The organism is Paraburkholderia sp. RL18-101-BIB-B, from assembly GCF_046026985.1.
Lineage (GTDB): Bacteria > Pseudomonadota > Gammaproteobacteria > Burkholderiales > Burkholderiaceae > Paraburkholderia.
The window spans coordinates 1-13,757 of record NZ_JARESV010000075.1 but is presented as its reverse complement, the minus strand read 5'-3'; the positions used below and the strand labels follow the sequence as shown (position 1 = coordinate 13,757).

Annotated in this window: 9 protein-coding genes and 2 pseudogenes; all 11 read left to right on the top strand. The window is 62.3% G+C overall.

Going from position 1 to position 13,757, the window contains the following annotated elements:
- Window positions 1-61: 61 nt before the first annotated feature.
- Entirely contained in the window at window positions 62-778 is a 717-nt protein-coding gene (locus P0D73_RS43180; protein ID WP_408435903.1) for a MotA/TolQ/ExbB proton channel family protein, read from the top strand.
- Between the two features lie 28 nt (window positions 779-806).
- Entirely contained in the window at window positions 807-1,250 is a 444-nt protein-coding gene (locus tag P0D73_RS43175) for an ExbD/TolR family protein (RefSeq protein WP_408320232.1), read from the top strand.
- A gap of 238 nt (window positions 1,251-1,488) precedes the next feature.
- Window positions 1,489-4,080 (top strand): leucine--tRNA ligase, encoded by a 2,592-nt coding sequence (gene leuS, locus P0D73_RS43170; RefSeq protein ID WP_408435901.1) that lies wholly within the window; start codon window positions 1,489-1,491, stop codon window positions 4,078-4,080.
- Between the two features lie 91 nt (window positions 4,081-4,171).
- On the top strand, window positions 4,172-4,723 hold the full coding sequence (locus tag P0D73_RS43165) for an LPS-assembly lipoprotein LptE (protein ID WP_408247727.1): 552 nt from the start codon (window positions 4,172-4,174) through the stop codon (window positions 4,721-4,723).
- A 63-nt stretch (window positions 4,724-4,786) separates the two neighbouring features.
- Window positions 4,787-5,905, top strand: coding sequence for a DNA polymerase III subunit delta (holA, locus tag P0D73_RS43160; RefSeq protein WP_408435899.1), 1,119 nt, complete (start codon window positions 4,787-4,789; stop codon window positions 5,903-5,905).
- Window positions 5,906-6,126: 221 nt separating this feature from the next.
- On the top strand, window positions 6,127-7,398 hold the full coding sequence (locus tag P0D73_RS43155) for a glutamate-5-semialdehyde dehydrogenase (RefSeq protein WP_408435897.1): 1,272 nt from the start codon (window positions 6,127-6,129) through the stop codon (window positions 7,396-7,398).
- Between the two features lie 15 nt (window positions 7,399-7,413).
- Window positions 7,414-7,830 (top strand): CopD family protein, encoded by a 417-nt coding sequence (locus P0D73_RS43150; RefSeq protein ID WP_408435895.1) that lies wholly within the window; start codon window positions 7,414-7,416, stop codon window positions 7,828-7,830.
- Between the two features lie 433 nt (window positions 7,831-8,263).
- Window positions 8,264-8,714 (top strand): annotated as a pseudogene (locus P0D73_RS43145) (hypothetical protein).
- A gap of 48 nt (window positions 8,715-8,762) precedes the next feature.
- Window positions 8,763-8,956: pseudogene (locus P0D73_RS43140) on the top strand (gamma-glutamyl-phosphate reductase); the annotation flags it as partial.
- 638 nt (window positions 8,957-9,594) lie between these two features.
- Window positions 9,595-11,970 (top strand): beta strand repeat-containing protein, encoded by a 2,376-nt coding sequence (locus tag P0D73_RS43135; protein WP_408435893.1) that lies wholly within the window; start codon window positions 9,595-9,597, stop codon window positions 11,968-11,970.
- Window positions 11,967-13,757 (top strand): beta strand repeat-containing protein (locus P0D73_RS43130; RefSeq protein ID WP_408435891.1); only part of this gene is annotated, 1,791 nt, incomplete at its 3' end. The genes P0D73_RS43135 and P0D73_RS43130, both read left to right, overlap by 4 nt.

Here is a 13,757-nt window from a genome sequence, read left to right as displayed (position 1 = left end):
CCGAAGGGGCATCGCTCCACGTGTTCGCGCCCCTGAAATCACTACTCCACGGCGAGGTCAGATGGCAGGCAGCAGCGGCATCATCCATTACCTGCAAACCAGCGATGCGATCACGCATGGCGTCGCGTACGTGCTGCTGGCCATGTCGATTGCGAGCTGGTGCTTTCTGATCGTCAAAAGCTGGATCCTCATGCGCGCCAAACGTCAGGCGCCGCGCGCGCTTGCCCAGTTCTGGCAGGCGCCCACGCTGGCCGAAGGCGTCGCGGCGTTAAAGCGCGCGGACCGCGAGCGCGTCTTCACGCCGCTGGCGGAAGCGGCGCTGCATGCGTCTGAAGTGGATATTCCGGGCGCGCTGCTCGCGCGCGTCGAACGCGGCGAGCGGGTGTTGCGGGCGCTGCGTCAGGCGCTCAACGCGTCGCAGCGACGGCTCGAATTCGGTCAGGTGCTTCTGGCCTCGGTGGGCAGCACGGCGCCATTCGTCGGCCTGCTCGGCACCGTGTGGGGCATCTATCACGCGCTCGGCAGCATTGCTGCGAGCGGTCAGGCGCAGATTGAAAACGTCGCCGGGCCGGTCGGCGAGGCGCTCATCATGACCGCATTCGGCCTCGTAGTCGCGATTCCGGCCGTGCTTGCCTACAACGTGCTCGGGCGGATGGTGCGGCAGTTGACGGAAGACCTCGACGGCTTCGCGCACGACCTGCACGCCTACGTCTGCGCGCCGGCGGAGCAGGGTCACATGCAGGCGCCGGCGCGGGCTCAGCAGGCCTCGACTCACTAAGCGCGCCGCTCGGACAGAAGGAGGCGATATGGCATTCGGCGGACTCGAGAAAAAGCAGACGGCCGCGCCCATGGCCGAAATCAACATGACGCCGCTGATCGACGTGATGCTGGTGCTGCTGGTGATTTTTATCATTACCGCGCCTTTATTCACGCACGCGATCCGGCTCGATTTGCCGAGAGTCGCGGCCGCGCCCGCGCGCCAGACGCCGCAAACCATTTCCCTTTCCATCGACGCCGCCGGCGAGCTGTACTGGGACGGCAGTGTGATCACGCTCGAGCAGATGCGCGCGCGCTTCGCGCAAGCGGGCAAGCAGAGCGACCAGCCGGAGATCCAGCTACGCGCCGAGCGCTCCACGCGCTACGAGGTGATCGCGCAGGTCATGGGCGCGGCGCAGCAGAGCGGGCTCGAGCGGATCGGTTTCGTGACGGACCCGCCGCCGCCGGCAGCCGCAACTCCAAAGGCGCCATAGCGCCGTTGCCGCGGTCCGCGAGGGGGCCAGTTCGACACGCCATCTCGCCGGGACTGCGAACCCGCGGGCTCGCTCCCGCGCGACGCGGTCAAACCCATGCGGCACGCCGCGCGGCGTACCCGTCCGCGGACGGTATAATCAGCCCTTTCCCCCGCCGAAGGGGAAACGACGCCATTTCATCCAGCAGAGCACCAAAGCGGCCGGTGCGAAAGCACCGACCCAGCGATCCCATCACACCATGCACGAAAAATACGTTCCCTCCGACGTCGAATCCGCCGCGCAAGGGCAATGGCGCGCCATCGACGCGTACAAGTCGACGGAAGTCACCGACAAGCCCAAGTTCTATTGCGTCTCGATGCTGCCGTACCCGTCGGGCAAGCTGCACATGGGTCACGTGCGCAACTACACGATCAACGACGTGATGTACCGCTATCTGCGGATGAACGGCTACAACGTGCTGATGCCGATGGGTTGGGACGCGTTCGGCATGCCGGCGGAAAACGCCGCGATGGCCAACAACGTGCCGCCGGCCAAGTGGACCTACGACAACATCGCTTACATGAAGAAGCAGATGCAGTCGATGGGCCTCGCAATCGACTGGTCGCGTGAAGTCGCCACCTGCAGCCCGGACTACTACAAGTGGAACCAGTGGCTGTTCCTGAAGATGCTGGAAAAGGGCATCGCGTACAAGAAAACCGGCACCGTCAACTGGGATCCGGTCGATCAAACCGTGCTCGCCAACGAGCAGGTGATCGACGGCCGCGGCTGGCGTTCGGGCGCGCTGGTCGAAAAGCGCGAAATCCCGATGTACTACATGCGCATCACGCAGTACGCGGACGAACTGCTGAACGACCTCGAAGGCCTCGGCTGGCCCGAGCGCGTCAAGATCATGCAGCAGAACTGGATCGGCAAGAGTTTCGGCGTGAACTTCGGCTTCCCGTACGAGATCGACGGCGAACAGAAGCTGCTGCGCGTGTTCACCACGCGCGCCGACACGATCATGGGCGTCACCTTCTGCGCGATCGCCGCTGAGCATCCGCTCGCCACGCGCCTCGCGAAAGACAAGCCGGAGTTGCAGGCTTTCATCGAGGAATGCAAGCGCGGCGGCGTTGCTGAAGCCGACGTCGCGACCATGGAAAAGAAGGGCATGGCCACCGGCTTCTACGTCACGCATCCGCTGACGCAGGAACAGGTCGAAGTGTGGATCGGCAACTACGTGCTGATGAGCTACGGCGAAGGCGCCGTGATGGGCGTGCCGGCGCACGACGAGCGCGACTTCGCGTTCGTGAAGAAATACGATCTGCCGATCAAGCAGGTGGTCGCCGTTCAAGGCAAGGAATACTCGACCGACGCCTGGCAAGAATGGTATGGCGACAAAACGGGCACGCTGATCAACAGCGGCAAGTACGACGGCCTCGGCTATGAGGCAGCGGTGGACCAGATCGCCGCGGATTTGAAGGAACTCGGTCTCGGCGACAAGCAGATCACGTGGCGTCTGCGTGACTGGGGCGTGTCGCGTCAGCGCTATTGGGGCACGCCGATTCCGATCATCCATTGCCCGACGTGCGGCGACGTGCCGGTGCCGGAAAAAGATCTGCCGGTGGTGCTGCCGGAAGACCTCGTGCCGGACGGCACCGGCAATCCGCTCGCCAAGTCGGAAGCGTTCGTGAACTGCACCTGCCCGACCTGCGGCGGCGCGGCCAAGCGCGAAACCGACACCATGGACACCTTCGTCGATTCGTCGTGGTACTTCTACCGCTATGCGTCGCCGGATGCGAAGACCATGGTCGACGAGCGCACCGACTACTGGGCGCCGATGGACCAGTACATCGGCGGCATCGAGCACGCGATTCTGCACCTCTTGTACTCGCGGTTCTGGGCGAAGGTGATGCGCGATCTCGGTCTGGTCAAGTTCGGCGAGCCGGCCAAAAATCTGCTGACGCAGGGCATGGTGCTCAACGAAACCTACTACCGTGAAAACGAAGCGGGCAAGAAGACCTGGTACAACCCGGCCGACGTGACCGTTTCGTTCGACGACAAGGGCCGCCCGGTCGGCGCCCTCCTGAATGCGGACGGCCAGCCGGTGGTGCTCGGCGGCGTCGAGAAAATGTCGAAGTCGAAGAACAACGGCGTCGATCCGCAATTGCTGATCGATCAGCACGGCGCGGACACCGCGCGTCTGTTCGTGATGTTCGCCGCGCCGCCCGAGCAGTCGCTCGAATGGTCCGGCTCGGGTGTGGAAGGCGCGAGCCGCTTCCTGCGCCGCGTGTGGAACTTCAGTCAGACGAACGAAGCTGCGTTACGCCAGGGCGGCACGTTCGACGCCGCTCAACTCAACGACGTCGAAAAGGCGCTGCGCCGCGAGATCTACAGCGTGCTGAAGCAGGCCGACTTCGACTACCAGCGTTTGCAGTACAACACGGTGGTGTCGGCCGCCATGAAGATGCTCAACGCGCTCGACAGCGCGAAGGGCGCCCGCCCGGCCGTGTTGCGCGAAACGTATAGCGTGATGCTGCGCGTGCTGTATCCGGTCGTGCCGCACCTCACGTTCCAGCTGTGGCAGGAACTCGGTTACGCCGACGAACTCGGCTCGCTGCTCGACGCGCCGTGGCCGAAGGTCGACGAGAAGGCGCTGGAGCAGTCCGAGATCGAACTCGTGCTGCAGGTGAACGGCAAGGTGCGCGGCGCGCTCACGGTGGCGAAAGATGCCTCGCGTGAAGCGATCGAGCACCTCGCCGCCGCGCACGAGATGGTCGCGAAGTTCAGCGAAGGCAAGGCGCCGAAGAAGATCGTCGTGGTGCCAGGGCGCCTCGTGAACGTGGTCGTGTGAGTTTCGACGAAGACATGACAGCAGGCAGGACGCCGCCGCGCGCGGCGGCGCTTGTCCGTGCTGGGGAATCTACTGCGAACCAGGAGCCAATGTGACTCGCAGATCGTTTTTGACGCTGGCTTGCAGCGTGCTGATGTTGTCCGCCTGCGGCTTCCAGCTGCGCGGCCAGCAGGACTACGCATTCAAACGCCTCTTTATCGCCGGCGGTTCGCCGGCGGCGGCCGCGCGCTTGACGCGTATCGTGCAAGGCGGCAGCGACACGGTCGTGGTCACTTCGGTCGCGAATGCCGACGCCACGTTGCAGATCACGGAAGGCCGCGGCACCAGCACGCTGACGCTGAACTCGCTGGGCGCAGTCGAAGAGTATCAATTGAATCTCAACATGAACTATTCGCTGATCGCCAAGGACGGCACGCTGCTGATTCCGCCGAGCGTGATCGCGTTGAACCGCGCGATGACCTATAGCGACCAGTTCTCGCAAGCGAAATCAGCCGAAAGCGAGATTCTCTTCGCCGATATGGAAAACGACGCGATCGACCAGCTCACGCGCCGTCTGGGCGTCGTGCGCTCGATGCATCCGGCGCCGGGCCAGGAAGTGCCGTCGGTTGCGCCGCGCGCGCCGCTACCGCCGCCGCCGCTGTGAGCGTCGTATTCCGTTCACTTTGTTCAATGTGCCGTACCTGTTCAACCTCGCCGATCGGTAGCCATGCAACTGCGACTTGACGCGCTCGAAGCGCATCTCGCCAAGGGACTCGCCGGACTGTACGTCGTGTACGGCGACGAGCACCTGCTCGCGCAGGAAGCATGCGACCGCATTCGCGCCGCGGCGCGCGCGGCCGGCTTCACCGACCGCTCGGTGTTCACGGTCGAGCGCGGGTTCGACTGGAGTTCGCTGCTGGGCGCGAGCCAGTCGATGTCGCTGTTCGGCGACCGTCAACTGGTCGAGTTGCGTATTCCATCGGGCAAACCCGGCAAGGAAGGCGCGGACGCGCTGAAAGCGCTCGCTGCTGCCGTCAATGACGACGTGCTCACCATGATCACGCTGCCGCGGCTCGACGCGGCCACGCAGAAGTCGGCGTGGTTCACGGCTTTATCCGACGCGGGCGTCGCGCTGAAGATCGATCCGGTCGAGCGCGCGCAGTTGCCGAATTGGGTCGGCCAACGGCTCGCCGCGCAGGGCCAGCGAGTTGCCGCCGGCGAAGAAGGGCGGCGTGCGTTGGCGTTCATCGCCGAGCGCGTGGAAGGCAATCTGCTCGCCGCGCATCAGGAAATTCAGAAGCTCGGCTTGCTGTATCCGTCTGGGCCGCTCAGCTTCGAACAGGTTCAGGACGCTGTGCTCAACGTCGCGCGTTACGACGTTTTCAAGCTGAACGAAGCGATGCTGGCCGGCGACGTCGGCCGCTTGTCGCGCATGCTCGACGGACTGCGCGGCGAAGGCGAGGCCGCGGTGCTGGTGCTGTGGGCCGTGGTCGAAGAAGTGCGCACGCTGCTGCGGATCAAGCGCGGCGTCGCGGCCGGCAAGCCGCTGGCGATGCTGGTGCGCGAAAACCGCGTGTGGGGGCCGCGCGAGCGGCTGATTGGACCGGCGTTGTCGCGCGTGAGCGAAGGTGCGCTGGAAAAAGCGCTGGCGCTGGCGGCGCGGCTCGATCGTCAGGTGAAGGGTTTGTCGGGCGGCACGCCCGGCAATCATCGCAACGATCCGCCGCCCGATCCGTGGGATGGCCTGTTCGAGTTGGCCATGACGGTGGCTTCGCCGAAAACGGCGCCGGTGCCGCCGCCACGACCTCGAAGCGCGGCAGCGGCGCCTGCTCGAAGGCCGGCCTGAGCCACAACGGCAAGCCTGCCGGGCGAGCGCCTAGCCGCTGCCGCTAGCGCTTCGAGTAGCGCTCAAGCGTGCGACGTCCGGCATGTGGCGGCCTAGGCTACAAGGATTGCACTGGCCGGCGCCGCAAGCAAAGCGCCTTCACCCGACTTACAATCGCTTCATCTTTCGCCAATTCTGCCTGTCCGCCGCACGTCGACGTGCGCGGCACCACGAGAATCACCATGGATATCGACCAGTACATGACCGACCTCGGCCGCCGCGCCCGCCAAGCTTCGCGGGCGATGGCACGGGCGTCGACGGCGGCGAAAAATGCCGCGCTCGCGGCCGTTGCGCAGGCAATCGAACGCGATGCCGCGCTGCTGAAAGAAGCCAACGCGCGCGACGTCGCGCGGGCTCGCGAGAAGGGTCACGATGCCGCGTTCATCGATCGTTTGACGCTGTCGGATAAAGCGCTGAAGACGATGGTCGAAGGTTTGCGGCAAGTCGCTGCGCTGGCCGATCCGATCGGCGAGATCAGCAATTTGAAGTACCGGCCGAGCGGCATTCAGGTCGGTCAGATGCGCGTGCCGCTGGGCGTGATCGGCATCATCTACGAATCGCGTCCGAACGTGACGATCGACGCCGCTGCACTGTGCCTGAAGTCGGGCAACGCGACGATTCTGCGCGGCGGTTCGGAAGCGCTCGAATGCAATACGGCGTTGGCGAAGCTGATCGGTGAAGGGCTGGAAGCGGCCGGTTTGCCGCAAGATGCCGTGCAAGTGGTGGCCACCTCGGACCGTGCGGCTGTCGGCAAGCTGATCACGATGACCGAATTCGTCGACGTGATCGTGCCGCGCGGCGGCAAGAGCCTGATCGAGCGCCTGATGAACGAAGCGCGCGTGCCGATGATCAAGCACCTCGACGGCATCTGCCACGTCTACGTGGACGACCGCGCGGATCTGGCCAAGGCGCTGACTGTCTGCGACAACGCCAAGACGCACCGCTACGGCACCTGCAACACGATGGAAACGCTGCTGGTCGCGCGCGGCATTGCAGCCGAAGTGTTGCCGCCGTTGGGCAAGCTGTATCGCGACAAGCAAGTCGAGCTGCGAGTGGACGCGGCGGCGCGCGCCGTGCTGGCGGATGCGGGCGTGGGACCGCTCGTCGATGCCACCGAAGAAGACTGGCGCACCGAATATCTCGCGCCGGTGCTGGCGATCAAGGTGGTCGACGGCCTCGATGCGGCGATCGATCACATCAACACGTACAGCTCGCAGCACACCGACGCGATCGTCACGGAAGACCACGATCGCGCCATGCGCTTCTTGCGCGAAGTGGATTCGGCGAGCGTGATGGTCAACGCGTCGACCCGTTTCGCCGATGGTTTCGAATTCGGCCTCGGCGCGGAAATCGGCATTTCGAACGACAAGCTGCATGCGCGTGGACCGGTGGGTCTGGAAGGGCTGACGTCGCTCAAGTACGTCGTGCTGGGCCACGGTGAAGGCCGGCAATAAACGAGAGGACCGCTGATGCTTTGGGTAAAGACGTTTCACATCGTTCTGATTGCTTCATGGTTCGCCGGCCTGTTCTATTTGCCGCGCATCTTCGTCAATCTGGCGATGGAAACGGAACCCGCGGCGACGGCGCGTCTACTGACGATGGCGCGCAAGCTGTTTCGCTTCATGACGTTCATCGCGGTGCCGGCGCTGGCGTGCGGGTTGTGGTTGTGGCTGGTGATCGGCATCGGGCGCGGGCAGGGGTGGATTCACGCGAAGGTTGGCGTGGTGGTGCTGCTGATCATCTATCACGCTTATTGCGGCGTGCTGCTGCGGACCTTCGAGCGCGGCCGGAATCGTCGCTCGGATAAGTGGTATCGGATGTTTAATGAGCTGCCGGTGTTGGGGATGCTGGCGGCGGTGGCGTTGGTGGTGATTAAGCCGTTCTAAGATACTCGCGTGCGTTGGTTGAGTGCAGGTTGTTGTAGGCTTCGATTTGGAAAAAGGCAGTTTGCCGGATTCGGCAAACTGCCTTTTTTGTTGTCCGCGCTGGCGCGGGACGCATCGTCTTAGGCCGAATGGCTAGCTTGGGTTGCCAGCCTATATTGGGACGGCCGATGCCCCGCGGCCTGATTTATAATTTCCGAACCACTGGCAGCAGCCGGTGGTCAGGTTTGACAGCCTGCGTCAGAAACCGCACACCCGCTCGCGCGGGGCGTGCGTCTGTCTCTGCACGTCTATATTTCAATGGGCGGGCGGTGGCGGGGAGCCGCGAGGCTCGCCGGTTTGTTTTTGGCCCGGTCTGCTAACCCGCTACATGCCCGCTCACCCTCCTTGCAAGCGAGTGTCGGGCGATCCATGTCAGTCTTAGGGAGATCGCACCATGAGCAAGTCCATCAAAAATCAACCTGCCTCACGCCCGCCAGTCGATGCCTTGCAGTACGAAAAACTCGCTCTGTCGGCATTCGGCTCGTGCGAACGGCAACTGACTCAACTCAACAGACTGGCTACACTTGCGACCTCGATATATAGGAATCCTGCATTGACGAATCACGAGCGGCGTAGCCGGCAAGTTGCTACTCGAGTTGCTGGTCGAGACATGCGAGGAGTATGAGCGGGAAGTGGAATGCGACCGCGAACTGTACCAGGTGATTGCGCTCGATGCGCGTGGCATCGCTCATCGCCGAATTACGGCAAGTGCTGCGGCGAAACTTCTTGCGAAAGCGGGGAAGGAAACCAAGAAGGACGATGCGAGCGTTGCACGAAGCGTGACCGCGACGCGTAAGTCGGCAAGGCGTGCGGCCGATGTAGCCGTTGCTGCGACTGCACACTGAGACGCACTGCAAACACGTTTCAGCACGTTTCCACGCCGCGCTGAAGTCGGCAACGCGGCGCTCCTGCGCGGCGGCTCAACAATGCTCGACTGCAGCACGGCGCTTGCGAAGTTGATTGGTGAAGGGCGGTAAGCGATTGGCCTGCCGCAAAACGCCTATGCAACTGGTGGCCGCACCAGATCGTGCGGCCGTCAGAAAATCTGATCACGATGACTCAATTCGTCGACGCGATCGTGACGCGCTGCCCGTAGCGGGCGGCTCATCCTTTGCAACCCGCTGGTCACTCTTGGTCAGGCGAGTTCGCATCTATTTATCTGAATCCGGATCGGCTGATGTGACGTCGCTCGCCGGATGGCAGGAATGCGCGGCGTGCATTGCGTCACTGCGTTTGGGCGCTCAACGCAGATTCGCCGTTTTGACTTGAGTTCTTGATTGCATCCCGCACACCGATGCTCAATTTAAGGCGCGATTTATCGCTGCTTCGATTAAGACTTTTCCGAACATGGCGCAATAGTTTCGCCACAAATGTCCGCTGCTTAGCAAGCGTCAACGCTGCCATTTCGCGGCCTACAGTGAAGCACATTCCTATTGTCCGCTCGTCTTGCGTAACGGACGTCTACAGCTCTTCATCTCTCGACTGCCGACAGCGCTGTCGCCGTGACAGTTGCACAAATTCTCTGCACTCAAATCTCTCGTCTCCTTTGTCTGAAATGCCCGCGCGTCCCTGAGGAGTTTTAGTCCTTGTCTGATTCCGTCTGCTTCTCTCGTCTCATATTCTGCAAATCGAACATTAGCAAAGCACGACGGCCCTAGCCACGCTTCGCTCGATGTCGGGCCGCAAACGTGGTTGTCGTGTTTTTAATTTTTACTGTGAGTATTCATGAACAAGAATCGATTTCGCCGGGTATTTAGCAAACGTCTCGGCATGCTGGTCGCTGTTGCAGAGAATGTGGCGAGCCAAGGCAAACAGGCCGGCGAAAGCTCCGCAGCCGGCGTAACCGGCCGCGAACTGGGCGTCATTTCGACAATGACCACCACGGCACTGGCGCTGCTGGTATTTCACCCTTCCCTGAGCCAGGCGCAGTCGCTGCCGACCAATGGCCAGGTGATATCGGGTCAGGCGAGCATCTCGCAGACCAATCCGACCACGATGACCATCAATCAGGGTACGCAGCGTACCGTGATCGACTGGAACTCGTTCAACGTGGCGAAGGACAACACGGTCCAGTTCAATCAGCCGAACGCACAGGCACAGGCGTTGAACCGCGTGGTGGGCGGCGTGGCGTCGAACATTCAAGGTTCGTTGCTGGCCAACGGTCAAGTGCTGATCCAGAACGCGAACGGCGTGCTTTTCAGCAAGGGCGCGGTGGTGAACGTCGGTTCGCTGCTGGCGACGACGAAGTCGATCGACTCGAACGCCTTCATGGCCGGCAACCCGCTGGCACTGAAGTCCACGGGCACGAACGCAAGCGTAGTCAACGACGGTTCCATCCAGGCGCAAGGCTACGTGGTCATGATGGGCGACCAGGCTCGCAACAGCGGCACGATCACGACGGCGCCGGGCGGCCAGGTGGCGCTCGCCGCGGGCGACAGCGCGACGGTCGCGCTGCCCAATGGCCAAGGCATCATGCTGACGCTGACGAATGCGTCGGCGAACGCGCTGGTGGAAAACAGCGGCAACATCCTCGCCAACAATGGCTCGGTGCTGCTGACGGCACGCGGCAAGGACACGCTGCTCAACACGGTGGTGAACCTCTCGGGCGTGACGCGCGCGGGCACGGTGGTGGCCGATGCAGGCGCGACGGGCGACGTGGCGGTGACGGGCAAGATCGATGCGTCGAACAAGGCGGCAGGTGGCGTGGGCGGCACGGTGGTGCTGTCGGGCGACCGCGTGGGCGTGTTCGGCAATGCATCGGTGGATGTGAGCGGCGATGCGGCTGGCGGCAAGGTGATCATGGGCGGCGACAGCCTGCATCAGCTCGCGGGCACGCAGGCGCAAACGATGCTGCGGGACGGCGTGAACTTCGCGAACTACACGCAGGTGGATGTGGGCGCGACGATCAAGGCGGACTCGGCGCACGGCAATGGTGGCTTCGTCGAGACGTCGGGTCATGACCTTGACGTGGAAGGCGCAGTGAGCGCGGCGGCAGCGGAAGGCAAGGCCGGCCAGTGGCTGATCGACCCGACGGACGTGACGATCAGCACGGGTGCGGACGCGGGCTATACGGGCAACGTGACGGGCGGATTCAGCGGCACGGGCAACACAGCGACGGTAAAGAACACAACGATCAGCAACGCGCTGAACGCGGGCACGGACGTGACGATCACGACGGCGAGCGCGGGCACGGCGACGGGCAACATCGTGCAGCAGGCGGGCGCCAACATCACGAAGACGGCAGGCGCAGCGGCGAACCTGACGCTGGCAGCCAACGGCAGCATCACGCTGAACGGCAACATCACGTCGACGTCGAATGCGCTGAACCTGAATCTGACGGCGGCCATGGGTGGCCACAATGGCACGCTATGGCAGCAGAGCGGCACCATCGACCTCAATGGCGGCAACCTGACTGCTTATGCCGATGTGACCGGTCAAAGCTCCGGCAACGGCCTGGCATTTGGCGGCACCGTGAACAATGTCGGCGGCGGTTCGATTACGGGTCTCGCCAACACGGGCCAAGGCGTGATGTTCGTGGGCAACTTTACGGAGGTTGGCAACGGCACGCTGACCGTGACTGGTTCGTCAAACTCAGGCAACGGCGTTTATTTCGACAAAAATTCGGGCCTGACGTTGACCGGTGGCAGTACGAATGTCTTTGGCACATCCAATTTGGGTAGCGGCATTCAATTCGCAGGTCCGGCTTACGGCCAGGTTAACGTCGGTGTACTGAACAATGCCACACTCAATCTGACCGGAAGCAGTTCGAACGGCACCGGTGTCTCCATGGGTGCCGAAAATTATTCAGTTGCCGCAACCAGTTTCAATGTCTCGGATACCGCGGCTATCAATGTAGTTGGCACTAGCACCCAGAGCTATGGCATTCTCGGCTATGCGACCCACATCAACGCACAGGGTGACGCAAAGGTCAACCTGAACGGGACCAGCTCTAATGGAACGGGCGTTTCGGTCTACAGCAACGGCGCTCCGGCTTACCTCAATACTGCGGACAACGCGACTATCCATATTGGTGGCGCCAGCACGAACGGCACGGGGGCATCCATATCGGCAATGGGAGGCGTGTCTGGCAATAGCGCTTGAGTGTTGAGGGCACGAGCACGAACGGCACGGGGGCGTCGCTGAGTTTGACGGGCAACGTGACGGGCAACGCATCGCTGGACGTGGCTGGTACAAGCACGAACGGTGCGGGCGCCTATATCGCAGGAAGCTATAACTTCTCGGATAACTCTGCGTTGCACGTGGACGGTACATCCGACAGCGGAATCGGGACGGAAATCGCTGCGTGGACCAACAAGGACGCAAATGGAACCATCATCGGTGATATCGGTTATGGCCCGGCAGCATTCAATCTCACCAATCAGGCTTCCGTCGACATCCAAGGCACCTCTAACACTTCCACAGGAATGGTTGATCGTAGTAACTGGAACATCCAGAATAACGCTTCGGCAGATCTAAGCGGCAATGGCGGAGAGGCGGGCTATGTTTCGGGTTCCAAGGGATATCCCACGACTTACAACGTTACGGACAACGGCAGCCTGACCATTGAAGGTCACGGTGGAACTCAGGGCGGCGTCTACATCCCGAATCTGAATGCGACGGGCAATGGGGCGGTCACAATAATCGGAACCTCAACCGACGGCGCAGGGATTGAAAATCCCAGTATCAATGGGACCCGTGCCGTTGCTGCGGACAACGCATCTATTTCGATTGAAGGGCAATCGACCAACGGCAGCGGTGTTGATTTGCCGAACGTCAGTGTCAACGGAAATGGCAGCATCGACGTCACTGGCAACTCGACCAATGGCTCGGGCGTGATCGAAGGCGCCAACGGTTCGATCAACATCTCGGGTAATGGCGCAGCCAACATCTCGGGCAACTCGACGAACGGCAACGGTGCGGTGATCGACGGTGATGTGAACGTGACGGATAACGGCACGATCAACATCGGCGGCAACACGATCAACGGTTCGGGCGTGATAGAAGGCGACAACGGTTCGATCAACATTTCGGGCAACGGCGCAGCCGACATCTCGGGTGGGTCGACCAACGGTAACGGCACGGACATCAACGGCTCGATCAACACGTCGGGTAACGGTTCGACCGATATCGACGGCAACTCGACCAACGGTTCGGGCGTGATCGTCGATCCGAACGGTTCGATCAACACGACCGATAACGGCACGACCAACATCTCCGGTGATTCGGCCAACGGTTCGGGTGTGGTGGACAACGGCTCGATCAACACGTCGGGTAACGGTTCGACCGATATCAGCGGCAACTCGACCAACGGCTCGGGCGTGATCGTCGATCCGAACGGTTCGATCAACACCACCGACAACGGCACGACCAACATCTCCGGTGATTCGACCAACGGTAACGGCACGGACATCAACGGCTCGATCGACACGAGCGGGAACGGTTCGACCGATATCTCCGGCAACTCGACCAACGGTTCGGGCGTGATCGAAGGCGACAACGGTTCGATCGACATCTCGGGCAATGGCGCAGCTGACATCTCGGGCAACTCGACGAACGGCAACGGCGCGGTGATCGACGGTGACGTGAACGTGACGGACAACGGCACGATCAACATCAGCGGCAACTCGACCAATGGTTCGGGTGTGGTCGAAGGCGACAACGGTTCGATCGACATCTCGGGCAATGGCGCAGCTGACATCTCGGGCAACTCGACGAACGGCAACGGTGCAGTCATCGACGGTGACGTGAACGTGACGGACAACGGCACGGTCAACATCAGCGGCGGCTCGACCAATGGTTCGGGTGTGATCGAAGGCGACAACGGTTCGATCGACATCTCGGGCAACGGCGCAGCCGACATCTCGGGCAACTCGGCGAACGGCAACGGC

Bases quoted from the DNA above. Each gene is read 5' to 3' on its own strand.
- P0D73_RS43155 (WP_408435897.1), top strand. From the start codon at position 6,127: ATGGATATCGACCAGTACATGACCGACCTCGGCCGCCGCGCCCGCCAA.
- P0D73_RS43180 (WP_408435903.1), top strand. From the start codon at position 62: ATGGCAGGCAGCAGCGGCATCATCCATTACCTGCAAACCAGCGATGCG.
- leuS (WP_408435901.1), top strand. From the start codon at position 1,489: ATGCACGAAAAATACGTTCCCTCCGACGTCGAATCCGCCGCGCAAGGG.
- holA (WP_408435899.1), top strand. From the start codon at position 4,787: ATGCAACTGCGACTTGACGCGCTCGAAGCGCATCTCGCCAAGGGACTC.
- P0D73_RS43175 (WP_408320232.1), top strand. From the start codon at position 807: ATGGCATTCGGCGGACTCGAGAAAAAGCAGACGGCCGCGCCCATGGCC.
- P0D73_RS43150 (WP_408435895.1), top strand. From the start codon at position 7,414: ATGCTTTGGGTAAAGACGTTTCACATCGTTCTGATTGCTTCATGGTTC.
- P0D73_RS43135 (WP_408435893.1), top strand. From the start codon at position 9,595: ATGAACAAGAATCGATTTCGCCGGGTATTTAGCAAACGTCTCGGCATG.